This window comes from Halomonas sp. PA16-9 (assembly GCF_009728585.1).
Lineage (GTDB): Bacteria > Pseudomonadota > Gammaproteobacteria > Pseudomonadales > Halomonadaceae > Vreelandella > Vreelandella titanicae.
The window spans coordinates 143928-166352 of record NZ_CP040453.1; the positions used below are offsets into that span (position 1 = coordinate 143928).

Consider the following 22425-nt stretch of genomic DNA (forward strand, 5'->3'; position numbering starts at 1 on the left):
TCGCCGAGGCCGAGTCCATGTTCCCGTGATTGAGATCCCCTCTGGTCGCCGCGGCACCTTCGTAGTCCAGGAAGGCCAGCGCCTCGAATGGGAAGCCTATGAGCTGGCGGAAGCCATGCCGACCCAGGAGTAACCACGATGACTTTGAAGCAATTTTCTCCGCTGGCGGTCCTCTTGCTGCTGAGTGGCTGCGCAACCGTCCAGCACGAATGCCAGCTGGGCGAGGAGTGTGTCGGCACCACCGATGTGTATCAGGCGGCGGTGGCCAACCAGGGCAATTCCGAGAGTGTGATGGCCGGTGCTGCGATGCGTGTCGCCGGGGCGCAAGAGGAGATCGTTGAGCAGTGGCGTCCCTATGACGGGGGCGGCCTTACTGACCAACCGGTGTATCGGCCGGGCAAGCCGGTGCGGATCTGGGTCGCGCCCTGGCGTGGCTCAGACGGCATCCTGCGTTCGGGGGAGTACCTGTACGTGACCCTGCCGGATGAATGGAGCTACGGCGAGCTGCGGGCCGATGGGATCGGCGCCGGCATGATTGGCCCCTCGTTCGGCGGCCAGGAAGTGCGCCCGGCCCCGCAGTATCAGCCCAACCCGAATCGCGTCCAGCCGCGCATGCGCATGATCCCGGAGGAATGACATGAAGATCACTGCGATGACGCGGATGCGCCACCAGCTGCGCCGGATGATCCAGCAGGGGGCACCGGACTATGGCGACAAGGCCCTCCCGGTCCAGGCGGCCGAGGCGCTGGTGGAGCGCGAGAATCCCCGCGACCTCCTGCCCTACCTGGACTTCGAGGACGGCTATTGCGTCCGTGACGATGGCCAGCGCCCGCAGATTGGCTTCGGGCTCCAGTTCTCACCGCTGATGGTCGCGGGCAAGGACATCGAGGAGCAGATTGAGGCGCTGATCACTCGGGCGCCGGCCGATACCGTGATCCAGTTCGTGGCGCATAGCTCGCCTGCGATCGAGGATCGCGTGGCCACCTGGCAGGCTCGCCGGCTGCGCTATTGCAAAGACCCGATGCTTCAGGAGTTGGTGCAGCGTCGTAGCCAGCACATGCTCAATGCAGCGCAAAACAACGAGAGCCTGCTGCCTAATGAGCGCCTGTACCCGCGTGAGGTGCATTACTTCGCATTTTTCACACTGACCTATGATGGAGACCCGGAGCATCCCGGGGAAATCCGTTCATGGCGACATACGTGCGATGAGTTCCGCCAGTCCGTGCTGGGGGCCTTCAGCTCCATGGGACTGGGGCCTGCGCTGATCAATGAGCACGGCGCGAGGAAGATTCTGCGCCGGGTGGCGAATCCGCAGATGATCCCGGGAGAGCTGGACAGCCTGGAGACCGGGGAGGGGGCTTTCGCTGACAGCGTGTTCGACAAGCGTACTCGGCTGCGGGTGAAGTCCACGGGCTCTGTAGAGTTCAGCGACGACCAGCGCAGCGTGGAGGTAGTGCCCTCACGGTCGATTCCTACCCCGACCTCCTGCGGCTCTACATGTCCGGCGACTTGCTCGGCGAGCTGAAATCGGCGTCCGATCGCATCGCACCGGCCTACTGGATGCACACCACGATCCATAAGCCGCCACCGAGAAGGCACAAAACGACGTTGCCATACGTATGGGCATGATTCCAAGCAATGCATGAGTGATTCCGAGTGGTACAAAGGGATGATGCCGCACTGTTTACGCGGCGGAACGACACCAGCGCCTGCTCAACGACACTCGCTCGAAATACTGCCCGGTGCGGATGTGGACGGGATCAACATCGTCACCGAATCGGAGCGAGCGGCCTCGGATGCGGACTATGTGGCCTCGCTGGGCGGAAGGCCGGGTTCCGGGCCTCGCGTGAGCGCTACATCTCCCTGCCAATCTGGATGGCCTCGCTGCCCTGGGGCTACAACCCGCGCATGGACAAGCCGACCGCGGGCCTGCAACGGGCGCAGATGGTCTCGAGCCTCAACGCCTCGTGTACGGCGATCTGCCAGGGCGACTGGGGCGGCAACGGCCCCGTGGTGCGCAAAGACCCTGAAGGCAACCCTTACTCTACGCTAATGGCCTGCTGTTGATCTCGCGCCGTGGCCAGCTGGCCTGCATCGACATCTTCGACTCAGCGACCAGCTACAACTTTTCAGTGATCGCGACCTCTGGCGCGGCAAGTCGTTCCTGGCCAACGAGTTCGTGACCGATATGCGCTGTCGTGACGGCGTGGTGCGGATCATCGACGTGGGCGGCTCCTACAAGGAGCTGTGTGAGCTGCTGGGCGGCCAGGAGCTGCGATTCGACCCTAACCACCCGGTCAGCCTCAATCCCTTCTGGGGGATCAAGGGGCGGCAGCGTTTCGAGGACGATGACGGCGGCAGTGAGATTGCCGAGATGATCCCGGTGCTCAAGGACGCTATCTCGCAGATGGCCTTCCCCCTCGGGAGCCGAACAACTATGAGTACCAGCTGATCGAGAAGGCCATCCTCGAGAGTCACCATGAACTCGGCGAGGTGCTGGAGACGCGCCATGTCTATGAGTGGCTGCAGAAGCGCTCTGACGTGGACCCGGTGGCCAAGAACATCGCCCTGCAGCTCGAGCCCTATGCCGTGGGTCGCCACGCCTCCTGGTTCAACGGGGCGCCCCAGCTGGATCTCTCCAACGAGTTCACCATCCTCGAGCTGGAGGAGCTGAACGTCGATCGGGAGCTGCGCAATGTCGTCATGACGCTGCTGATGGCCCGGACCACCCGCGACATGTACCTGCGCCCGCGTAACGTCCCGAAGATGATGCTGATCGATGAGGCCTGGGATCTGCTGGCCGACCCCAAGAGCGGCAAGTTCATCGAGACCGCGTTCCGCCGGATCAGGAAATACTACGGCTCGGCCGGCTTCATCACCCAGGGCTTCAAGGACACCGACCTGTCACCGGCCGCCCAGGCGGCCTTCGACAACGCCCGTGGACCTTCGTGCTCAAGCAGTCTGGCCCGTCGCTCGACTACGCCGAGAAGCACGGCAAGCTGGGCGGTCAGGACGAGTTCTTGTTCGACATGCTGCGCGGGGTGAAGCCCGGTGCCGGCTACTCGGAGGTGTTCGTCAAGCACGAGAGCGGTGGTGCCTCTTCCGCTTCGTGGTCGAAAATACTCCTACTTCCTGTACTCGACCAACCCGAAGGATCAGGCCGCCTGACCAAGCTCACCGAGGCGGGTCACAGCAAACAGGAAGCCATCCGCATGCTGGCGGAAGGTAAGGGCTAGGCGTGCTGGCGCTGATGTCGCCCTGGCGGCCTGTGTCGCCGGGGCGCTCGGCTACACCATCATGGTGGTGCTGCCGGCAGTGGTCTTCATCGGCTCCCCTACAGCTGACGGCACCCCGGGCGACCTCTCCATGGTGAACTCGTGGCTCAGACGCGTTCCTGGTGGGCGGCGGAATGGCCATTCTCTCCTGGTTAGGATGCGGCTGGCGCCAGCCAGCCTACGCATGAGCCGTCTCTTCCCGGGCGCACGCGAGATTGGCCGTCGCGTCTGGGTCTACGAGTCCCTGCCTTGCAGGCCTACGCCCTGCCGAGCCCCACGGGTGGGGTTGTGCTGCTGACCCGTGCAGCCCTGAACCTGCCAGAAGACGAGCTGCGATGGCTGGTGGCCCATGAGCGCTCACACCTGCGCCGCGGGGACGCCTCGGCCAACCTGTGGTGGTGGACCCAGCACAGCATCCTGCGGCTCGCGTTGGGGCTGGCGCGGGTGCTCTACACCCTGCTGCGACCAATCCCCGTGGTGAGCTGGCTGTGCCGGCTGTACTACCGCCTGGCGGTGGTGGGCTTACGGCTGGCGCTCTGGCTCTTCAAGGCCTTCGATCGCCACCTTGGTCGCATGATGGAGTACCGGGCCGATCGTGACGCCGCGAGGGCTACCTCGCCTGCAGCCGGTTGCCGGCTGCTAAGTCGTCTCCCGGGAGGCCTGGAGCCCCACTGGGGCCTGTTTGCTACTCACCCGCCGACCTATCGGCGGATTCAGCGTCTGGAGCGCATGACATGAGCTTGATGGGCTATCGCTCTACTCTCCTGGGGTCGGTTATCGCTCTCACCCTGTTCTACGGTGGGGGCTCGGTGATCGCGTTCTATGCCCTGGGACCGGACACCCTGCAGGCTGGCTGGAAGCACGTGGGCTGTGGTCGCCCGATGAAGATGGCAAGATCACGCCGATCAATGCGGCCGGCGTGGCAACGGGGGTGGTGCTGGCGCGTGCAGACGCCGTTTGGCCATGGCTGCTGGGTGGCATGGTACTGGGCACCGCCATTGTGATGCTGCTCGTGGCTTATGGGCTGGCTCGCCGGAAGGTCAGAGAGGTGTCCCGTGGGGAGTACCGGGGGATGTCGCTGACCATCACCACGATTCCTGAGCCGGATGGCGTGTGCAGCAAGCCGGTGACCGCGGAGCTGGCCGGCGAGGTGCCCAAGCATCACTTGCCGCTCATTGAGCAGCTGCTGGGCTACCTACAGGCTCACCCGGATGCGTTCTGCGGCGATGGCCACAGCACGACGCTCTTGGATCACCACCTTGGCGTGATTGATCAAGCCTTTGAGTACGAGGGTGCCGATCCCCTCCTCCCCCTGGCGGCTGCCGCCCATGACATCGGCAAGACAGTTTCGCATGCGAAACAAAATGGCCAGTGGGTCATGAAGGAGTACCACGACAAAGCCGGCGGCCGGCTCCTTCCGAAGTTCTCGGCGTGGTGGGATCTTCCAGAGGTGGAGCGGTCGGTTCTGTTACTCGCCGTGAAATACGAGCACTCGCCAAACCTCATGCCCAAGACCTTCCCGGGGCTCGAAAGCGATGATGTGCGGCGGGCGGGCAAGCTGCTGCAACAGCTCAGGGAGATCGATGGCCTGGCCACCAAAGGGGAGAAGTCCAAGGTGCTGGAGAATATCGATGTCGAGGAACTGGCCATCGAGACCTTCCTGCGCGTCATCCCCCAGGTGCCCTATCAGGTGAAGGGGTTGGCCAAGGGCATCAAGGCAGCTGGATTCCGGGTTGGGGATCGACTGTACCTGTCCGAGCACCATGTCCGGGAAGCCGCCCTTGCCAAGGTGGATGATGATGTGGCCGCCGCCCTGGGTGGCGATTACCGCGCCCGAGGGGGGAGCGGGCCAGTTCACCCAAGTGCTGCTGAAGGCGCTGGAAAAGCGGGGGTGGCTGGTGACGGAGCTGGAGGGCAAGCCATCGGAGGAAGCCGAGGCCACCAGCTGGTCACTGCCGGCTGATCGCGCTCTCTGGCGGGTGCAGTCTGGGATCATCGAGTTCAGGGGGATGATGGCCGTCGAGCTGCCGGAGGAGCACCACGGCCTGTACCCCAAGCCAACTGCTTATGAGGTCACGGTTCTCGGCCCCCAAGGGCGCAAGAAGGGCAAGGCGGGGGTGTCCCCTACCCAGGGCAGCGGGAAGCGCGTAGAACGCGCTACCGCCGGCTCTGGCATCCTCGCGGCCGAGGTGTGCGAGATCAGTCTGTTCTCCTCGTGGGCAGCTGGCAGTGGTGATGTTGCAGAAGCGCCCCGTGCTGACGCCCATGGCGCCGGTGGGGATGATGCAGAGTCGCCAGCAGATGACACGCCACCCTGGCTCCTCGAGGGCGACTCCAGCATAGGTGGGGATGTTGCAGAGGAAGCTGCTCCGGCCGCCGCCGGCACCGGTGGGAATACTGCAGAGGCGCCAGCAGAAGACACCGCATGGCTGCTCGATGATGGTCCCGCCGCGACCGGTGGGGATGCTGCAGAGGAAGCCGCCCCGGCCGCCGCTGGCACCGGTGGGGATGTTGCAGAGGCGCCAGCAGAAGACACCGCATGGCTGCTCGATGATGGTCCCGCCGCGACCGGTGGGGATGCTGCAGAGGAAGCCGCCCCGGCCGCCGCTGGCACCGGTGGGGATGTTGCAGAGGCGCCAGCAGAAGACACCGCATGGCTGCTCGATGATGGTCCCGCCGCGACCGGTGGGGATGTTGCAGAGGAAGCCGCCCCGGCCGCCGCTGGCACCGGTGGGGATGCTGCAGAGGAAGCTGCCCTGGGCACCGCCGGCACCGGTGGGGATGTTGCAGAGGAAGCTGCCCTGGGCACCGCCGGCACCGGTGGGAATACTGCAGAGGCGCAGACGAAATCTCTTCCTGGAGAGGGGGGTGGTCAGGATTCAGCGCCAGCAGAGGAGAAGATGTCGCCGATCCAGCGGAGGTTGGAGAAGCGGCGCAAGGGGGCGAGCAAGAAGCCCCGTAAGTCTCAAGCACCGAAAGCCCAGGTAAGCGGCCCGCCTAAGCTGTTCAGCTGACTGGAATCAAGCGTCTCTGGCGGCCCTATCTCTCTTCGAGACCTGCAATCCAGCAGGGATGAGGAGAGACAGATGGATCACCATGATGACGTTCTAATTGTGCGGGATGGAGCCAACCTGACCGGTTACTGGCAGGCACTGGAGACGCAACCTGGAGCAGCTGTAGATCCTGCATCGTATGGGATCGAGGTTCGCTCAGCGGTTGTGAAGTTCCATCGACAGGATTGGCCGCATGCTGCCTCGGCTCGGCTATCCATCGATGGTAAGCGACGGACCTACCCAGTTCGCCATGGCGTTCATGGCTTGGTCGTTCGCCCGGATCGCTGATTGACCAAGGCCTCCCCCAGCCCTGCTGCGGGAGGCTTTTTGCTGCTCGCGGCTTGAGTGTCAGTGGCCGCCCTATCTCCTCATGAGACCTGCAATGCAGCAGGAATGAGGAGAAAGACTATGAAATTGAGAGAGAGGTTTCACCGATGGGTCGCCACTGTGCGACGAAGACTGTTCACTGGTCCGCCGCTGGTTGGACTGGAGAGCTTGAAAGTGATCACTGAGGACATGAGGAAGCTAGGCATTGGCGCCATGGGTGCTGGTGTTCTCGGATTCTTCGCTCCGAGCGAGAAGATCACTCTAGGAGCATCCGTTGCTCTACTGTTCGTGGGTGCTATTATTTGGTTAACTGGTATCGCGCTTCACGCCTACATTGAGCGTGAACGCTCAGTAAGAAAGGATTGACACCATGAGCCTTTTCGGATGGATGGTTACATTTTTTGCGCTTTTCATGGCTGGCGTGAGCATCTTCACGTTCATTCAGATCGAGCGCAACCGCTATCATCGTGACCACCAAACGGCAGCAGTTAGCTGAATCCTGGCGATTGTCATTCTCGCAAGGACAAGACCGATTGATCTTGCATTCAACAAGCTCCCCTCCGGGGAGCTTTTCTCGTTCTGGGCCAACGGTTCCTGAGTCCCGGGGAGGTGCCTCCCCCCCTGTTTGTTCCGCATGCGAAACATCCCTCCCGGCACAGCCCCGCTCCCAGGGTCACTGCTCCCCCTATCTCCTCTTGAGACCTGCACTCGCAGGAATGTGAGAAACCCAAGAGAGAGAGGCCATCATGGAAACGATCGGTGATCGTCTGGAAGCCGTCATCTACACCCGCCAATCTGGCAACCACGGTGAGTACCTGGGCACGGAGCCCGGCGTGTTCGGCGTGGCCAAAGTGGATGGCCAAACCTTCAAGGTGCGGAGTGGTGTCGATCTCGATGCCCCCTGGTGCTGGGAGGTAGAGCATGTGGCCAGTGGATTCGCACAGCGCTGCCTCAAGCGCTGGGATCTCGGCCTTGCTGCTGAGCGCCTTGCCCGCCTGGTTCGGGATGAGGGGCTGTGGGAGCTTGGCCAGGCCTGGTCTGTCACGGATGTGCCGATGGAGGCCTTCCTGGCAGCTCGTGCAGGGGAGGTGCGCACTCATGTTTTGAAGCGACCGACCTGATCCATGCCTACAGCCGCGCTGATGCCCTTGCGGATGGCCAGCTAATTGATGTCAGTGAGCAAGCCGCAACGGTCCATGGCGGTGTTACTGGCTTCAAAGTGCCTGTGGCAATGACGATAGGCGCATGGCATTCGCTGGTTGCTTGGGATGCTGACGCCAAGCCTCACGGTGCTCAGTTGAGCGAAGAGCAGCGCCTGAAGGATGCGCTGCTGGTTGCGCTTGAATCTGCAGCACGTGATCATGGCTCGAGCTACGTGGAGTTCATCGTAGACGTTCTTGAGCCTGCGGAGTCCGGCCTTGTGGTCGAACCCAAGCATGTGGTGATGACTATTGGCCCTGGTGATAACCATGAGCCGGTCATCACGATCATGCTCCCCGAAGAGGATTGACGCTCACGCGCTCTAGTCCTTTCATTCCTCAACCCCTGTAGCCTGGCTGCAGGGGTTTTTTCATGGCGCCGTGGGTCGGTTGTTCCGCATGCGAAACAAGCACGGGGTCACTGCTTCCTCTTGATACCTGGGCTCGCAGGAATGTCAGGCGCTCTCTCCTCAAGCCCTATGTAGGCCTATCAGCTCTGGGTAGGTGCCAGCAAAAAGCCGCGTGAACCTTCGCTCGAGGAGCAGTCAGCCCGTTCCGTATGGACACGGGTCTGCCGAGAGTGCTGGGTTTCTGCGACAATGCGAGCAACACTTTTTCACCGTGATTGCCCGGCGAGAGCAGAGCAGCGCGGCGAAGGCATACGATAAGGGAGCGACCATGAGCAAGCAGACCACATCCGATCTTCTGGCGCGGCTGGAAACGCTTACGCCCCAGGAGATGAAGCGCTATCTGGTCCAAGAGCTTACCCGCAAGAAATTAGGACTTGTGTGGGAGGCTGACCTTATCGAACGTGATGCTGCTCTTAACGAGAACATGGTTTTCCCTGAGTTAGTGGCAGACCAGTCCTTGCTAGATGACGCTGGAGCCAGCGGCAATTTCATCATCGAGGGAGACAATTTCGACTCTCTGCGCATGCTCAAGGCCACCCATGCAGGCAAGATACGGGTGATCCTGATTGACCCTCCATACAACACCGGCAATAAGGATTGGGTCTATAACGACAGCTACATGAAAAAGGACGACCGCTGGAAGCACTCAACCTGGCTTGAGTTCATGTACCAGCGCATGGTTTTGGCGCGTGACCTACTAACTCCTGATGGGGTGATCATGATCTGCATTAACGACGATAACAGGTCACGTCTTGAGTTGATGATGGATGAGGTGATGCCGGGAAGGAGGGTTGGCAGTTTTGTGTGGAAGACTCGCTCCGGTTCTAATGATGAGACAGGCGCTCGACTATCTAACGACCACGAACATGTTTTGGTTTACGCAAATCAGTCTTTTGCCTTCTCTGGTGAGTATAAGGACTTATCACAGTACAAAAACCCTGATGACGATCCTCGTGGCCCTTGGAAGACTGGAGATTTAACTAAATCGCATACCTATCTTGAGCGGAGGAATGGATATTATCCGATCCAGAATCCCGCAACAGGCGTCTGGTATCCATGTAACCCAAGCCGTGTTTGGGCTTTTGCATCAGAGAATATAGTTAAAGATACCTCAAAGCTCCGAGCTAAAACAATGGAGCAGTATATTCGCGAGGAAAAGGTTATTTTTCCCGACCCTGCTTCAGAGAGAGTAGAAGTGTGGGATACCAAGGAAGAGCTCCTTGACGCAATCAAGCGAAATGACGTTCCTATACGCCCCAAGACAAAAACGCCACTTCTTACCGAAAGCCTCCCTGATCTTGATTTCTGGGTAGGAAAGCCAGTTGGATTTGGGAGGCCCTGGTTCAAGAGACACGTAATCGATCTGCAAAGTGAAGTGCGCCCATTGTCCAGCTGGATACGAGGGGCAAGTGAGGTTGAGGCTCTGGATGAGTTTACTATTGGCTTGGTTTCCCAGCGTAGCGGGACTGGTGAGCATTCAGTGAACGAAGTTATGGGCTTCAATGCGTTCCCATTCCCGAAGCCTATCTCTCTGATTAAGAACCTTCTTACCCAGACAGCTCGACCTGGAGATACGGTTCTGGACTTTTTCGCTGGTTCTGGAACCACGGGCCATGCCGTGCTGGCGCTGAATGCGGAGGATGGCGGAAATCGAAACTTCATTTTGTGTTCGAGCACCGAGGCAACGCCGAAGGAGCCGGCCAAAAATCTGTGCCGCGATGTGTGCGCCGAGCGCATTCGCCGCGTTATCAACGGGTATGGCAAAACCGAGGGCCTGGGAGGCGATTTTGCCTATCTGACGCTGACGTTGTTGGAGGAGGCCGATCTTCTGTTTGATGCTACTCCCGAACATGCCTACGCCATCCTTTGCATTCGGGAGACTGGCAGAATCCGACAGCCAGACATGAGTCAGCCGGCATGGCCAGTGGTGATCGATGAACATGCCGCCATTGTGGTATGCCCAGCATTGACTGATGATTCGATTGCATCCTTATCTGATCTTGGAGCCAGTCGCTTGGTTGTCTACACTGATCGGCCCGAGCGGCTACAGGAGGTGTGTGATACTTCCGGCATCGAAGTTGCAGCGTATTCACTGGAAGATGCATTGCGTTGGGGTCAAATGGCACGTCAGAGAGATATTGCAACCACCTCGCCCCTGGATGCGGAGGTGGCCCAATGACCTCCATGCTGCTCGATGTCAGCACACCACAAGGATTTACCCTTGTTCCTGAGGTGTTTCAGCAAGGGCTTATCGAAGGGATGACAGCCAAGCTGTTACAGACACAACCACCGCCTTGTTTACTGAGGGCTCCCACCGGTTCCGGTAAAACATTCATGCTGACCAAGGTTCTGGGAAATGTCAGTAATGAGCAAAGCGTCGTATGGCTCTGGTTCGTGCCCTTTGTCAATTTGGTCAACCAAACACTGGATGCAGTGATTTCCAATGCTGGCGACCTGTCGCCTGTGCTTTTTAGCAATGGCCTCAACCAAGATCCTGGCGCTGGGCAAGTGCTCATCTCGACCACCCAGGGAGTGTCACGTGCGGCCTGGCGAAAGTTGAATTATCACGCCAACGGCGGCGAACAAGATCGTACTGCCGCCGAGTTTGTGGCATTGGCACGGGCGAACAATCTACAGCTGGGCGTGGTGGTGGATGAAGCCCATATTGCGCTCGACCACGCAACGGAGTTTGGGAAGTTCGTGGCATGGCTTAATCCGCAATATTTGATGTTGGCCACTGCGACTCCAAAGAGCGACAGAATTACACAGTTCCTGGCTAGTGCCCAGATGAGTAGCTTTGAGTCGTTCAATGTCAGCCGGGAAGATGTGGTAAAGGCACGTTTGAACAAGGCGTACATAGAGGCTGTTGTCTACGATCTTCGCGAATCCACGGCGACCGTCGCTGACCTCAAGCGAACCGTGTTACGTCAGGCGTGGCTTCGCAATAAGGCGATCAAGCTGGCGCTTTCCAACGCGGGCATTCCGCTGTCGCCACTATTGCTGGTGCAAGTGGAAAATGGCCCCGACGCCATCGATCAGGCGGAGCGCGATCTAATTGAGTTGTGCAAGATTCCGCCCCAGGCCATAGGCAAACACTCGGCGGATAAGCCAGACCCGCAACTGATGGATGCCATCGCCAACGACACCACCAAGGAAGTGCTCATTTTTAAACAGTCGGCGGGCACCGGCTTCGATGCGCCTCGTGCGTTTGTGCTGGCATCCACCAAAACGGTCAATGATAGTGACTTTGCGATGCAGTTCATTGGTCGAGTGATGCGCGTATCCAGGCAAGTCCGCGCCAGCTACACCCATTACAAGGACATACCTGCAGAACTCAACACCGCTTACGTTTACCTGGCCAACGCCGCTGCGCAACAAGGATTCCAGCAAGCGGTGCAGTTGACCGATGCCGTGCAGACCCAGCTGGAAGGCCAAGTCGAAAAAATGAGCGTGCGGACTACCCGGTCTGGCGCCACGACCTATACCAACCAGCCGACAAGCCAGCCGCCGCTGACTCCGCGACTGCCACTACCGCAGGGGACGGTGCGCCAGCCACAAGATCAAGAGAGTGATGTCAACCGGCCTGGCCCAGAGCCGACGGGGGGTGAAACATCATCCCTGTTCCTTGATGGCGAGCTGGATGAGCTTGATGAGCTGGCGCCTATCGAGCAGAAGGAAGCTCGACCTCGCCCGGAGAGTGCAGCGTCACGTGACGAGTGGGAAGGGACCATGAAAGCACGTGGGATAACGCTCTACCCTTTGCGCCAGGACATGCAGAGCGTACCGAATGCTCTGAAACGGGAGCGCCGGCCTGATGCCCTGGACATGGAAGCCATTGTTCGGCGTATAGCGATACGCCTTGTGCTGCAAGAGAGCCACCAGCGCAATGCGTTGCTGGCCGTCCGAGGGAAGTTGCAGGAAACCGAGCGGCGTACCGAACTGACCCGTCGCACAGTGGTTGATGGCAAAGTGAGCATCATCATCGACCGCAATCGGATTGCCGCCGAAGCCAATGCCGCCATGAAGCGGCTACCGCAGTTTGAGGAGGCGGATCGCCGTATTCTCATCGAGCTTATGGCAAGCCGGATCACCCCGAGACTCAGCGAGGCTTTGGAAGACGCAGACAGCATGGTGGAGGACAAGGAATTGCGGCGAATGGCGCGAACGGCTGCCTGTTGGCTAATCCGCGCCCATATCACTCAGATCGAGGAGGCGTTGCACGAGGAAATCGCTTCTCAAGCAGACACGCTAGACGCTGCACCATTGCCAGACATGATGCTGTTTCCAACAGCCGTTGCTTTGCCACCCTCAAGCAAGAATCTCTACGGAATATTACCCCCAACAAAAGATGATCTGCTGGGGTTGGAGCAGTCCACACTGCTGGAAGATCGCGAACTACTGCAAGACAAACAGTGGCGCATGGGGGAGAGCGGTGCAATGGTGCGCACTGGACGCTTTGACAGCACGTTTGCTCTCAACCCCGATGAGCTGCGTTTCGCCCAGGCCCTGGACCGAGCCAGCTTCGTGGCATGGTGGTTTCGTAATCCAGATAAGAAACCCTATTCCGTTCGCCTGGTGCGGGGCGAACATCGCAACTTCTTCTATCCCGACTTTGTAGTGTGCCTTTCTCACGTCGATGGTGCCGATCCAATTCAACGATTGGTCGAAACCAAGCACGACCTCAAGGACGCCAGTCGAAAAGCCCGTCATACGCCGGAGCACTACGGCAAAGTGCTGTTTCTAACACGCGATGGCGGGCGTTACTGCATCGTGACGGAGGAGGGGAGCGTGGGTGAGCCATTAGACCTGGATGATTTAGAAGCACTGCGGGAGGCATTGCAGCGGACTGCACCTTAAAAAGTGAAGCTGCGAGACCTGATCTTTGCGCTGAGTGAGGCAGTGGGGGTGTTTCGCATGCGAAACACCCCCACTTTTTGGCGTCACTGCCCTCCCTATCTCCTATCGAGGCCTGCAATCCAGCAGGTATGAGAGAGGAGAAAGACCATGGGAACACTGTGCATTCCGATGCCGGCCGACAAAAAAGCCTACCTGGACGACAACTACTCCAGCGCGGATGGCTCCCATATCGTGCTGAAGTCGACCTTCGTGGGCTCGACCTACTACGCCGCGGTCAGGATCACCAAGCGAGGTGACTCGGATGACGAGCCACCGGTGATCTTCACCCTCGGGGCAGTCGTCAAGACCAGCAGCATGCAGGGTGAGTTCTGCTACAAGTCGATGGACGAGAGCATGGGGCCGAATGAGTCCCAGTGTCCTATCGGCATCCTGTTGCTGCTGACGCCGACTGAGGAGCTGATCCGCATGGGCATCTTTTCGGAGATGTCGGGAGGATGGGCTCAGGCGTGGCGAGATCGGTGCCTTCAGCATGCTGAGGCGAAGAAGAAGCGTCCGCGGCTCAAACCGGGCGATCGCATCAAGCTACCGTATACAGTACGGTTCGTTGGTGGTCTTGAGGCGGATACGTTCACCAAGGTGGAGCTGCCTCGGCGGCGTAACGTCTTCAGACCCGAAGGGTCGGCCAGCTATGTTCGGCTGACCCCTCAGCATCTCAACGATGCTGAACTGCTCGCATAACCATTCAAGCCCCCTCTGCCTTTCCTGGCATGGGGCTTTTTCCGTTCAAGGCCAGCGGTATTGGCGCCGATAAATCCGACTCACGGAACTGGAGATGGCTCATGAAATCACGACTGCTGGCCGCCGCGCTCGCCTCAGCAGCGCTACTCAGCGGGTGTGCGTCACTGGACAGGCCCACGGGGGACATCAGCTACAGCGAGAGCAATAGCCGCGCCTACAACCTGGCCAGAGCGGGTGGGCTCTATCAGGCCAGGGACCGAGCCGTGTCGGCGGATGAGTATGCCGTGGCCACATCCACGGTCTCCGATGCTTTTGGCGCCTCTCTGGCGCTCAGCAGCTCGCACGGACTGGGCTTGTCGTCCGGCGGGGCGATTGGCCTTGGGCTGGCGAATGCGCTGCTGGCGCCCCCGGGACGATGGAGCGGAGCAGTGCCTTTTTCTTTGTGCCGGCCGAGGAGGCTGAGACCCGCGGCGAGGCAGTAGAGTTGGTGCTGGCGCTGTACCTCGAGGCCTTGGCTGGCGCCAGCGATGCCCTGGCACTTGAGCCCTACCGTGATAACCCTGGTGACGATCCGCGGCTACGGTTCCAGACGAACGGCCGGGAGGGTGTCGGCATGTACCTGATTAACCCCGAGATCGGCTGTCCCGCCCGGGAGGAGGTAGAGAGGTTCCGGGATATGTGTCTGGCGACCTTGCAGATCCCGATTCGGTCGGGCTCCCCTACCCAGGCGCCACTGGCGATCGGTGGCGAGGGTCAGGTTCACGCCTTTGCCGCGAACCACAAGACCCGCTATCCCCGGTTTGTGCTGAGCGTGCCAGACGAGGCCGCTACGCTGCGACCCCTCCTAGCCGCTCAGATTTCGGCACGGATGCCGGAGTGGTTCTTCGCCTACCTGGCCCCCAGCCGGAAGCACGGCACACCGCCGATGGTCTTTGAGAAGGGCGAGCCTCAGCTGTTCATCGTCAAGAAGTGATCTGGCCAGCTGGCGGCGCCCTGCCGCCAGCTCTGCAACATCCCCACCGGCGCTACGAGCGTCTGCGCCTCTGTCACTCCCCGCCCTATCTATCGGTGAGGCCTGCAATCCCGCGGGCATGAGAGAGGAACGTGATATGGCATCTCGCATCAACCGCTTTGACTGCATCACCACTGCAGCGCTACGTGGCGTGGCCTGGGGATCTCTCTATGGCCTGACTGTAGCTGCCCTGATGACGGTAGTGGCCATGCTTGCCAGCCTGCACCCAGGCGTCTCAGGCACGATTGATTGGCCCGGCGTCCAGGGGTGGATCATCATCTCAGCGGCTCCCGCCCTCTGGGCGATCGTGATCTTCCGGCGGCGTGATAGAGCCTGACCTCTCTCGCCGTTCTGCTACCTTCCCCGGCCCCATCGCTGATCTCAGCATGGGGCTTTCTCTCTCCAGACCTCTGCAATATCCCCACCGGTGCCTTGGGCGCCAGCACGGGGCACCTCTGCAACATCCCCACCGATGCCGATTGCTGCCACCTGAGCCCGCCCAGTGTCAATTCATGCCCTACCTCTCATTGAGACCTGCACCCGCAGGAATGAGAGAGGAGAGAGCGACATGATGACCCAGATCAGCAACACCACCTGCTGGATTCCGAAGTGCCACCTGCCGGCTCTCAAGGCAAAGGTGGAGGCGCTGGATCGCAAGGCAGCTAAGCTCGGCATGGAGCCGTTCAACATCGAAGTGCTTGAAGAGGCTGTGAAGCCTTGGACGCGGCAGATCCTCGACCTCGAGGACAAGATCGGCTATCACCGCGAGGAAACGATCCGAGCAGTGAAGGTGCGCATCACCGGTGAGCCACCGCAGATCGATGGCTACCGGCTGATCGCCAGGATCGACATGGCAGCGGCTGAAGCTGTCAGAGTCACCCCCCTGGCATGGGCCTATGATCGTCTTCCCGAACCGTACCGGTCGGGCGAGGCAACAGGGCACTGCGACCACTGCCATCAACCGCGTGAGCGTCGTTGGCTGTTCCTCCTGGAGGAAATGGCGACCGGCAAGATCCTGGAGGTGGGCAAGACATGCCTCAAGGACTTCCTTGGCCGCCAGGGAGGCGAGTCCATGCTCCGGCGTGCTCAGATCCTGTTCTCGGTGATCAACATGATCGAGGAGATCGATGAGGACGGGGGTGTGCAGGGTGGCAGGCCGCCTGAGCCGGTGGTCGACCTTCGCTGGCTCATGTGCGCCGCAGCCATGCAGATCCGCAAGCGGGGATTCGTCTCGCGAACGCGAGCCGAGGAAACCGGGGATCTGGCCACCGCTGAGATCGTCGGTGAGATGACGCGCTCAAGCGTGATGCGCCGCAAGGGTATGGCGGCGTTTGAGTCTGAGGATGTCGCGAAAGCGGATGCCGTTATCGCCTGGGCTCGGGAGGTGCTGCCGGCGAAAGCCGAGCACTCCGAGTTCGAGACGATGATCGTGCATCATGCCCGCTTCGACATGGTAGGCCTCAGGCGCGGTGTCGGGGTGATGACTGCAGCCATCACCGCCTACGACCGCTACAAGGAGCAGACGGCTGGCTTGGAGGGGCTTCTGGCCCTGGGCTATGCCGGCGACCCGGGTGAACGCCTGGAGCTGGTGTGCGAACGCAAGCGGTCCTTCTCCTCGGAGACGAGGTGGGGGCTGATGTGGAAGCACATCTTCTGCGACACCGATGGCCGTCAGCTGGTCTGGAAGACTGGCAAGGCGATCGAGGAGACCAAGGTGAAGCTGAAGGGGCGTGTGAAGGAACACGGCGAGTACCGCGGGATTCCGCAGACCGTCGTGACGCGCTGCTCAGTCCAGCCTGCTTGATTCACCTACCCCCTTGCGCTCTACGAGCCTTGGGGTTTTTTCTTCTTCCGAGCCCTCGTAGAGCAGTTGGCCCTTCACGCTGGCCCGCGGTGTCTGGCGCTCGATCGCCTCATGCAACACCTCGACAGTTGGGATGAAGAGGGCCTGATTGATGCGGCACAGCCGGACCAGCTGTTCGGCTGGCGTCTCGACCAGCAGCGTGGCCATGTCAGGACTGAGGTGCAGGGTCTCTGGTGGGCAGCCGTCCTCTAGCTGGCGCCGGATGTGGAGCAGCAAGGCGAGGTTCAGCTCCTGAAGCTCCTGCAGCAGTTTTTCGTGGCTATCCATGGGCTGGCCCTCGTCTCCAGTCACTTCGGCGCCAGCGGACCTCCTCGCCCCGTCAGCGGCGCTTCCCAAGGGGCACATCCTACCGGCGCGGATGCGTCTCACAAACCGCACGATTTGTTCCGCATGCGAAACAAAACCTGGGCTGCGCCGGAGCATCCCGTATGGCAGACCGCCCCCTATCTCCTCATGAGACCTGCGCCCGCAGGAATGAGAGGAGAGAGCAATGAATATCGAGCTGATCGTGAACCAAGAGGATGCCCTGGCCTTCGGCCGTGAGTTCGGCGGGCTAGACATGAATGCGCTCCAGCCCGACGAGCTGGCGTTTGCCGCGGACCCGCAACACGGCGGGCGTTTTGTGCCCCCGTGAAGCTGGCCGCAGCTGGCGCCAGCCGACACCGCGAGAGATCGCGGCGATTGGCGAAGATGGCAACGTCGCCTTCGAGGTGTTCGCGCTGAATGAGTTGGATGGGTTCGCCTTCTCCACTGAGGATGGCACCGTCATCCAGGTGCGGCGCCCCGACCCGAACCTGCATCGCCAGGACACCCTCCAGGCTATTCAGGAACAGGACACGTTCGTGGTGAGCTTCACCAAGCGCTTCTTCCAAAGCACGTTCCTGTCCAACCTTGCCCAGTGGCGCTTCCTGCAGCCACGCGCCAAGGTCGCACGTCACCCTTCGCGGTGATTCCCAGCCTCCTCGACTCATTGAGTCAGGGGGCTTTTTCATGCCCTGCCGCCCGCCACGGCCGTTAGTGTCAGTGTCGCCCCTATCTCCCATCGAGACCCATATCGGTGGGAATGAGAGAGAGGAGTTAGATCATGCACGGTAAGACTTTCCAGATCGGCCATATCGGTCAGCCAGAAGTGCGCCAGAACGGTAACGGCAAAACCTACGTCCGTTTCGGCGTCAACATGGCCAAGAAGTCTACTGACGAGCCCATGTGGCTGAACTGCATTCTTGGCGGCCGGTTCGCCGAGGTGATGAAGGATCGACTGATGCGGGGCCAGCTCGTGTTTGTCGAAGGTCAGTTGTCCATGCGCAAGGCGGATAACGGTACGGTCTACACCAACCTGATGGTTGATGTGTGCCGCATCATGCGTGACCCCCGTTCGGCTGGTAACGGCAACGGTAATGATGACGACCAAGACGGAGAAATTCCGTTCTGACTTGTTGATTCCACAGCCCCTTGGCATGCCTTGGGGCTTTTTCATGCGTAAACGAAGGGCATTCCATGAGCGACACAGATCAGGAAACCACCTCCTCCCCCGCGCCAGCTCACCGCCTGGCCCAGGTGCTCCCGCTGGCGGGCGGCGTGCTCGGCGCCATCGCCTTCGCCGTGACGATGCTGCCGGTCAGTTTGCCGTGGAAGGCCGCTGCTGAGCAGACGCCGCAGGTTGTCACCTTCGACACCGCGAAGTACGTCAATGCCCGCCGGGCAGCGGCAAGCGAGCTGCTGGGAACCTCGCAAGAAAGCGATGCGGCCGTATCTACGCTGGCGCGGGTGGATCGTGGCGTGAGGCCCGCTATTGAGGAGGCGGCCGGGGGTGCCGTGGTGATCGTCAGGCAGGCTGCTGTCCTGGACGGCAATCTGCCCGACATCACTGACTCTGTGCTGCGTGACCTCGGGCTGCCCACCGATGCCCCGACCATCGAGACCTCGATTGATCGGCCAGCCGATACCAACTACAGCGCCTCGAGCCTTTACGAGGAGGCTCGAGAGCTTGTCAGTCGTGCCAACCAAGACGCCCGGACACGACTGGAGACCCGCGGACAAGCGGATATTGAGGAGCTGCTGCCCTGACGCAGCGATTGAAATCGACATGTGGCCATCCGGCTGCATGGCAGTATCACGCCAGCCACGAGGCTGGCGCCAACAGAAGCTCAAGGAGCCAACATGAAGCGCACCACTCTGATCGCCACTGCCGTTACCCTGGCCTCTTCCCTGATGGCTGGCGCCGTTCACGCCCAGCAGCAGGATGCCGGCGACATCGCGCTGCCGAAGGCGATCGCCGACCTGGGCATCCCCGACGCGACGGTGGATAAGCAGTTCGAGACCGGCATCGAGGGCATCAATGGCTATGTCGTCAGCGTCGAGACGGACACCAACGTGCTCTACACCACCGAGGATGGCCGTCACGCCTTCATCGGCATGATCCTTGGCGAGGGGGGCATGAACATCACCCAGCAGCACATCGAGGAGCACATGGGCGGCTTGCCCCAGATGCAGATGCCCGGCCAGCAGCCTCAGGCGGCAGGTGGCAGCGGCTTCAGTGCTGAAGAGGAGGCCAATGGCTTTGAGCTGATGGAGAGCGTCCCGTTCTATGCCGAGGAGGGCACCGGCGACAAGGTGTTGTATGTGGTGTACGACACCCAATGCCCGTTCTGCACCCGCATGCACGATGCGTCCCGGGAGGTGCTGGAGGAGGTCACGATCCGCTGGGTGCCGGTGGGTTATCTCGGTGAACAGTCGTTGATCGAGGCGGCCAGCATTGTCGACTCGGATGACCCGCTGGCGCTGATGGAAGCGCTGAAGGGCGGTGGCGTCTCTGACCTGACCAGCACGCCGGGTGCCATGGAGATCGTGTCGCAGAACAGCCAGATCGTGCGCCAGGCCGGCATCACTTCGACCCCGACCACCATCTATCAAGACGAGGATGGCACCCCGCGCATCCGCCGGGGGGCGCTGACTGCCGAGCAGATCCGTAGCCTGTAACATCGTGCCATGTTGCCAGCGCCCAGCCAGCCTCGAGAGAGGTGGCCGGGCGCTTCACTAGGAGAGCCTTATGTCACAGCTACAGCCTGACAGCCCGCCAGTAGGCAGCGTGCGGCGCACGGTTGAGTTCTTCTTTCCCCAGTTCGAGGTGAACCGGGTGTTCCCGCGCCAGCCCCTGCAGGTGAGCCGCGGCCGGAAGGAGAGCACGATCTACCCCTGGCGCTGGCTTCGCCATCAACTGACCCTCGAGCAGGCTCGCTGGGTCGCGAGCCAGGCGGCCGAATACTGGTTGAGGTGGTTCATCGCCTTTGGCGCCACGCTGTTTGTGGCGGTAAAGGTCGGCCCACCTTATGGGGCCTTCATTCACCTCGGCTTCACCCTGTTGGCGGCCTGGACGCTGCTCGGAGTGGCCGTCGCCGTAGGCATCTCGCGCAAAAACCCAGGAAATAAGGCATGACACAAGACAAACAGAGCTGGGCGTCGTCACTTTTCAAGTGGATCGGAGGTCGCAGCAGCCAGCCTGCCGCCGCCGAGCCGGTGGAAGCCGACAGCCCTGCCGTCACCCAGGCTACGCTGGCCCTGGCCCGTGACCTACTCAATGAAGAGCCCTCTGTGAAGCGGTTTGCCGTTAAGGACAGGGTGACGTGGAAGTGGGGCATGAAGAACAAGATGGCCCCGCTGGCACAGCAGACGGCGGTGGTAATGGTGATCCGCGATGAGCCGTTTTTTGATGACTCCCAATCCCCCTCGTCCGCCTACTTCGAGGAACCGCTGGATGTCCGAGTAGGCGTCTTCACGCCAGAGGGGATTTTCCGCGAGGTGTGGGTCGATGGTCGCCGCCTTTGCCTTGTGACGGATACGAGAGCGCGGAAGGTGGCAGGGGCAGGGGAGGGTGGCCGGTGATGGACGCACAGCATGAGCCGGCTCAGGAGGCTTACGGAGAAGCGCTCACCCATGTGGCCCAGGAGCAACTGGGGCTCGATGGGCGCTATCGGGTCTTTGCGGTGGCCACGGACCAGATCGATGAGATCGACCTGGATGCCCTCGAGGACATTGATGATCTACACCAGCATTGCTTCACCGTGAAGCTCCCCGCCGGCCTGGCAAGGGTCAGCTTGGCACCCCTAGTCGATGGCCGCTGGCGCTTTGAGGAGGCCGTCCATGGCGTGGTGAATTTTGGCGACCCGGCCCGCAAATCGATCCAGGCCGACATGCCGGCTTCCGGCAGCTGGGTGCATCTTGGGGGAGGCGGGCGCGAGCACTGATGCCTATAATTCGTCGTCCAGTATAGTTATAATATGATCCATGAATCCATCGACCTCTCACCGCTTTCTGATCTCCCCCTCACCAGGGAGGACGAGCGCTACATCCTGGAGTGCCTGCGACAGGGCGGCGTGGGAGATACACGGCCGGTTCTTGCCGCCTATGCCTCATGTTGGGCGGCGGCGGCTCAAGGCACCCCTGAGCGCCAGCGCGATAACGCAGGACGGCGAGCGGCCAATACCTTCCTCCGTGAGGCCCTGGGCGTGGCGCCAGGTGCCTCACGTTCGCACTGACGGGACGCCGGTGGGGAGGAGGAGTTATACCGTTATCTAAAAGGGGTGGCTTTCCTAATGGCAGCCTTCCCCCTACCTATCGATGACCCCCATCCATAGGTGCCCTCATGTTTACCAACGCCATACTCTACCGAGCCCACTCCGCGTTTCCTTCCGCCACTGATCTCGCCTCGCTGCTCGATAAGCAGACCTTCCGGCCTTGCTCACCCTTGGAGGTGAAGAGAGTAGGGTGGTCGCACGTGTGCGGTGACCAGCTCGTTCACGTTGTACTTGGCCAGTTCCTGATGTTGTGCTGCAGGCGTCAAGAGCGGCTGCTACCGCCGGCCGCGGTCAAGGAGGAGGTGGAAGAGCGTGCAGCGACACAAGAGCGAGAGACCGGTGTGGTGCTACGCAAACGCGAGAAGCAGCTGCTCAAGGAGCAAGTCTACGAGGAGCTGCTACCCAATGCCCCGAAGCGCACCAAGCAGCTTTGGATCGTGATCGATACACGGCGTCAGTGGGTGCTGGTCGACTCGGGGAGCCGGAAGAAGGCTGAGGAGGCCCTGGACCTGCTACGTCTCACTCTGGGCTCCCTGAAGGTGACCCCTCTGGCCACGCAAACGCGGGCGAGCCAGGTGATGACGGCCTGGCTGCGCCAGCCAGGCGATCGCGCTGAAGGCTGGGAGCTGGGAGAGTCCTGCCAGCTGGTGGCCTCAGCGGGTGATGATGGTGTGATCAGGGCTGCCCAAGTGGATCTCGACTGCGATGAGATCAAGCACCACCTCGAGAGTGGCCGGGTGTGCGCCTCCCTCGCGCTCACCAAGTCCGATCAGCTCAGCTTCACCCTGCAAGATGACCTCTCTCTCAAGAAGCTCGACTTTGACTCAGCACTGCTAGAGACGGTAGAGGATGCCGATGACCAAGCGGCCCAATTCGACGCGGATGCCCACCTCCAGGTTCCTCTACTGTTCGAGGTGATCGAGCAGCTGGTGGCAATTCTAGGCGGGGAAGCCCTGCCTGCCGCCAGCGAACCCATCACTGAAGACGCGGCCGACACGCACCAAGACGCCGCCTGACGCCCTCTCAGCCAAGCGGCCAAGGCCCGAAATAGGGCCTTTTTTTGCGCCTGTAGCATCGCTTTTTGTAGCTTGCCGCATCATTATATGTGGTATAGCA

At 60.9% G+C, this 22425-nt stretch carries 29 protein-coding genes; 28 read left to right on the forward strand and 1 reads right to left on the reverse strand.

Features of this window, described 5'->3' with window-relative positions; genetic code table 11:
- Positions 1 to 138 precede the first annotated feature (138 nt).
- From FDY98_RS25700 to FDY98_RS25785, 18 genes are all read left to right on the forward strand, one after another.
- Positions 139 to 636, forward strand: a complete 498-nt coding sequence (locus tag FDY98_RS25700; RefSeq protein ID WP_155706447.1) for a TraV family lipoprotein — start codon at positions 139 to 141, stop codon at positions 634 to 636.
- A gap of 1 nt (position 637) precedes the next feature.
- A complete protein-coding gene (locus tag FDY98_RS25705) occupies positions 638 to 1525 on the forward strand; it encodes a TraC family protein (protein WP_155706448.1) in 888 nt (295 codons plus the stop codon).
- 383 nt (positions 1526 to 1908) lie between these two features.
- Positions 1909 to 2067, forward strand: a complete 159-nt coding sequence (locus FDY98_RS25710) for a hypothetical protein (RefSeq protein ID WP_155706449.1) — start codon at positions 1909 to 1911, stop codon at positions 2065 to 2067.
- A gap of 97 nt (positions 2068 to 2164) precedes the next feature.
- Positions 2165 to 2452, forward strand: a complete 288-nt coding sequence (locus FDY98_RS25715; protein WP_340147137.1) for a TraG/VirB4 family ATPase — start codon at positions 2165 to 2167, stop codon at positions 2450 to 2452.
- A 41-nt stretch (positions 2453 to 2493) separates the two neighbouring features.
- A complete protein-coding gene (locus tag FDY98_RS25720) occupies positions 2494 to 3045 on the forward strand; it encodes a TraG/VirB4 family ATPase (protein ID WP_340147126.1) in 552 nt (183 codons plus the stop codon).
- Complete coding sequence (locus FDY98_RS25725) at positions 3021 to 3236, forward strand: hypothetical protein (protein ID WP_155706452.1); 216 nt, start codon at positions 3021 to 3023, stop codon at positions 3234 to 3236. Before FDY98_RS25720 ends, FDY98_RS25725 begins: the two co-directional genes overlap by 25 nt.
- A gap of 288 nt (positions 3237 to 3524) precedes the next feature.
- Positions 3525 to 4013, forward strand: a complete 489-nt coding sequence (locus FDY98_RS25730; protein WP_196518340.1) for a M48 family metalloprotease — start codon at positions 3525 to 3527, stop codon at positions 4011 to 4013.
- Positions 4010 to 4279: a hypothetical protein gene (locus FDY98_RS25735; RefSeq protein WP_155706454.1), complete on the forward strand. Its 270-nt coding sequence runs from the start codon at positions 4010 to 4012 to the stop codon at positions 4277 to 4279. The genes FDY98_RS25730 and FDY98_RS25735 overlap by 4 nt, the downstream gene beginning before the upstream one ends.
- Before the next feature lie 795 nt (positions 4280 to 5074).
- Positions 5075 to 6289, forward strand: a complete 1215-nt coding sequence (locus FDY98_RS26390) for a hypothetical protein (RefSeq protein ID WP_196518342.1) — start codon at positions 5075 to 5077, stop codon at positions 6287 to 6289.
- Between the two features lie 72 nt (positions 6290 to 6361).
- Positions 6362 to 6616, forward strand: a complete 255-nt coding sequence (locus tag FDY98_RS25745; RefSeq protein ID WP_155706456.1) for a hypothetical protein — start codon at positions 6362 to 6364, stop codon at positions 6614 to 6616.
- A 785-nt stretch (positions 6617 to 7401) separates the two neighbouring features.
- Positions 7402 to 7776 carry a hypothetical protein gene (locus FDY98_RS25750; protein ID WP_155706457.1) on the forward strand — a complete coding sequence of 125 codons (375 nt, stop codon included), beginning with the start codon at positions 7402 to 7404 and terminating at the stop codon, positions 7774 to 7776.
- A complete protein-coding gene (locus FDY98_RS25755) occupies positions 7671 to 8165 on the forward strand; it encodes a DUF6573 family protein (protein WP_340147127.1) in 495 nt (164 codons plus the stop codon). Before FDY98_RS25750 ends, FDY98_RS25755 begins: the two co-directional genes overlap by 106 nt.
- A gap of 367 nt (positions 8166 to 8532) precedes the next feature.
- Entirely contained in the window at positions 8533 to 10443 is a 1911-nt protein-coding gene (locus tag FDY98_RS25760) for a site-specific DNA-methyltransferase (protein ID WP_155706458.1), read from the forward strand.
- Complete coding sequence (locus tag FDY98_RS25765) at positions 10440 to 13121, forward strand: DEAD/DEAH box helicase (RefSeq protein ID WP_155706459.1); 2682 nt, start codon at positions 10440 to 10442, stop codon at positions 13119 to 13121. The genes FDY98_RS25760 and FDY98_RS25765 overlap by 4 nt, the downstream gene beginning before the upstream one ends.
- Positions 13122 to 13268: 147 nt before the next feature.
- Positions 13269 to 13859 carry a DUF6927 domain-containing protein gene (locus FDY98_RS25770; protein ID WP_155706460.1) on the forward strand — a complete coding sequence of 197 codons (591 nt, stop codon included), beginning with the start codon at positions 13269 to 13271 and terminating at the stop codon, positions 13857 to 13859.
- Between the two features lie 415 nt (positions 13860 to 14274).
- The gene (locus FDY98_RS25775) at positions 14275 to 14832 is read left to right on the forward strand and encodes a hypothetical protein (protein ID WP_155706461.1); all 558 of its coding nucleotides are present in this window, start codon (positions 14275 to 14277) and stop codon (positions 14830 to 14832) included.
- 136 nt (positions 14833 to 14968) lie between these two features.
- On the forward strand, positions 14969 to 15208 hold the full coding sequence (locus FDY98_RS25780; protein WP_155706462.1) for a hypothetical protein: 240 nt from the start codon (positions 14969 to 14971) through the stop codon (positions 15206 to 15208).
- A gap of 231 nt (positions 15209 to 15439) precedes the next feature.
- Positions 15440 to 16675: a hypothetical protein gene (locus FDY98_RS25785; RefSeq protein WP_155706463.1), complete on the forward strand. Its 1236-nt coding sequence runs from the start codon at positions 15440 to 15442 to the stop codon at positions 16673 to 16675.
- On the opposite strand, the gene FDY98_RS25790 is transcribed toward FDY98_RS25785, so the two are convergent.
- The gene (locus FDY98_RS25790) at positions 16658 to 17002 is read right to left on the reverse strand and encodes a flagellar transcriptional regulator FlhD (RefSeq protein ID WP_155706464.1); all 345 of its coding nucleotides are present in this window, start codon (positions 17000 to 17002) and stop codon (positions 16658 to 16660) included. The two genes, FDY98_RS25785 and FDY98_RS25790, sit on opposite strands and share 18 nt — an antisense overlap.
- Before the next feature lie 223 nt (positions 17003 to 17225).
- Between FDY98_RS25790 and FDY98_RS25795 the strand changes: the two genes are divergently transcribed.
- From FDY98_RS25795 to FDY98_RS25840, 10 genes are all read left to right on the forward strand, one after another.
- Positions 17226 to 17369, forward strand: coding sequence for a hypothetical protein (locus tag FDY98_RS25795; RefSeq protein WP_155706465.1), 144 nt, complete (start codon positions 17226 to 17228; stop codon positions 17367 to 17369).
- Positions 17326 to 17685, forward strand: coding sequence for a hypothetical protein (locus FDY98_RS25800; RefSeq protein WP_155706466.1), 360 nt, complete (start codon positions 17326 to 17328; stop codon positions 17683 to 17685). The genes FDY98_RS25795 and FDY98_RS25800 overlap by 44 nt, the downstream gene beginning before the upstream one ends.
- Before the next feature lie 134 nt (positions 17686 to 17819).
- Positions 17820 to 18167, forward strand: a complete 348-nt coding sequence (locus tag FDY98_RS25805; protein ID WP_155706467.1) for a single-stranded DNA-binding protein — start codon at positions 17820 to 17822, stop codon at positions 18165 to 18167.
- 65 nt (positions 18168 to 18232) lie between these two features.
- The gene (locus FDY98_RS25810; protein ID WP_155706468.1) at positions 18233 to 18802 is read left to right on the forward strand and encodes a hypothetical protein; all 570 of its coding nucleotides are present in this window, start codon (positions 18233 to 18235) and stop codon (positions 18800 to 18802) included.
- A gap of 93 nt (positions 18803 to 18895) precedes the next feature.
- A complete protein-coding gene (locus FDY98_RS25815) occupies positions 18896 to 19714 on the forward strand; it encodes a thioredoxin fold domain-containing protein (RefSeq protein WP_155706469.1) in 819 nt (272 codons plus the stop codon).
- Between the two features lie 70 nt (positions 19715 to 19784).
- A complete protein-coding gene (locus tag FDY98_RS25820; RefSeq protein WP_155706470.1) occupies positions 19785 to 20171 on the forward strand; it encodes a hypothetical protein in 387 nt (128 codons plus the stop codon).
- Positions 20168 to 20617: a hypothetical protein gene (locus tag FDY98_RS25825; protein ID WP_155706471.1), complete on the forward strand. Its 450-nt coding sequence runs from the start codon at positions 20168 to 20170 to the stop codon at positions 20615 to 20617. The genes FDY98_RS25820 and FDY98_RS25825 overlap by 4 nt, the downstream gene beginning before the upstream one ends.
- Positions 20614 to 20979: a hypothetical protein gene (locus FDY98_RS25830; protein WP_155706472.1), complete on the forward strand. Its 366-nt coding sequence runs from the start codon at positions 20614 to 20616 to the stop codon at positions 20977 to 20979. Before FDY98_RS25825 ends, FDY98_RS25830 begins: the two co-directional genes overlap by 4 nt.
- Before the next feature lie 33 nt (positions 20980 to 21012).
- Positions 21013 to 21270, forward strand: a complete 258-nt coding sequence (locus tag FDY98_RS25835; protein WP_155706473.1) for a hypothetical protein — start codon at positions 21013 to 21015, stop codon at positions 21268 to 21270.
- Positions 21271 to 21377: 107 nt separating this feature from the next.
- Positions 21378 to 22325: a recombination-associated protein RdgC gene (locus FDY98_RS25840; protein WP_155706474.1), complete on the forward strand. Its 948-nt coding sequence runs from the start codon at positions 21378 to 21380 to the stop codon at positions 22323 to 22325.
- Positions 22326 to 22425 lie beyond the last annotated feature (100 nt).

Bases quoted from the DNA above. Each gene is read 5' to 3' on its own strand.
- FDY98_RS25700 (WP_155706447.1), top strand. From the start codon at position 139: ATGACTTTGAAGCAATTTTCTCCGCTGGCGGTCCTCTTGCTGCTGAGT.
- FDY98_RS25705 (WP_155706448.1), top strand. From the start codon at position 638: ATGAAGATCACTGCGATGACGCGGATGCGCCACCAGCTGCGCCGGATG.
- FDY98_RS25710 (WP_155706449.1), top strand. From the start codon at position 1,909: ATGGACAAGCCGACCGCGGGCCTGCAACGGGCGCAGATGGTCTCGAGC.
- FDY98_RS25735 (WP_155706454.1), top strand. From the start codon at position 4,010: ATGAGCTTGATGGGCTATCGCTCTACTCTCCTGGGGTCGGTTATCGCT.
- FDY98_RS26390 (WP_196518342.1), top strand. From the start codon at position 5,075: ATGTGGCCGCCGCCCTGGGTGGCGATTACCGCGCCCGAGGGGGGAGCG.
- FDY98_RS25745 (WP_155706456.1), top strand. From the start codon at position 6,362: ATGGATCACCATGATGACGTTCTAATTGTGCGGGATGGAGCCAACCTG.
- FDY98_RS25750 (WP_155706457.1), top strand. From the start codon at position 7,402: ATGGAAACGATCGGTGATCGTCTGGAAGCCGTCATCTACACCCGCCAA.
- FDY98_RS25760 (WP_155706458.1), top strand. From the start codon at position 8,533: ATGAGCAAGCAGACCACATCCGATCTTCTGGCGCGGCTGGAAACGCTT.
- FDY98_RS25765 (WP_155706459.1), top strand. From the start codon at position 10,440: ATGACCTCCATGCTGCTCGATGTCAGCACACCACAAGGATTTACCCTT.
- FDY98_RS25770 (WP_155706460.1), top strand. From the start codon at position 13,269: ATGGGAACACTGTGCATTCCGATGCCGGCCGACAAAAAAGCCTACCTG.
- FDY98_RS25775 (WP_155706461.1), top strand. From the start codon at position 14,275: ATGGAGCGGAGCAGTGCCTTTTTCTTTGTGCCGGCCGAGGAGGCTGAG.
- FDY98_RS25780 (WP_155706462.1), top strand. From the start codon at position 14,969: ATGGCATCTCGCATCAACCGCTTTGACTGCATCACCACTGCAGCGCTA.
- FDY98_RS25785 (WP_155706463.1), top strand. From the start codon at position 15,440: ATGATGACCCAGATCAGCAACACCACCTGCTGGATTCCGAAGTGCCAC.
- FDY98_RS25790 (WP_155706464.1), bottom strand. From the start codon at position 17,002: ATGGATAGCCACGAAAAACTGCTGCAGGAGCTTCAGGAGCTGAACCTC.
- FDY98_RS25795 (WP_155706465.1), top strand. From the start codon at position 17,226: ATGAATATCGAGCTGATCGTGAACCAAGAGGATGCCCTGGCCTTCGGC.
- FDY98_RS25805 (WP_155706467.1), top strand. From the start codon at position 17,820: ATGCACGGTAAGACTTTCCAGATCGGCCATATCGGTCAGCCAGAAGTG.
- FDY98_RS25810 (WP_155706468.1), top strand. From the start codon at position 18,233: ATGAGCGACACAGATCAGGAAACCACCTCCTCCCCCGCGCCAGCTCAC.
- FDY98_RS25815 (WP_155706469.1), top strand. From the start codon at position 18,896: ATGAAGCGCACCACTCTGATCGCCACTGCCGTTACCCTGGCCTCTTCC.
- FDY98_RS25820 (WP_155706470.1), top strand. From the start codon at position 19,785: ATGTCACAGCTACAGCCTGACAGCCCGCCAGTAGGCAGCGTGCGGCGC.
- FDY98_RS25825 (WP_155706471.1), top strand. From the start codon at position 20,168: ATGACACAAGACAAACAGAGCTGGGCGTCGTCACTTTTCAAGTGGATC.
- FDY98_RS25835 (WP_155706473.1), top strand. From the start codon at position 21,013: ATGATCCATGAATCCATCGACCTCTCACCGCTTTCTGATCTCCCCCTC.
- FDY98_RS25840 (WP_155706474.1), top strand. From the start codon at position 21,378: ATGTTTACCAACGCCATACTCTACCGAGCCCACTCCGCGTTTCCTTCC.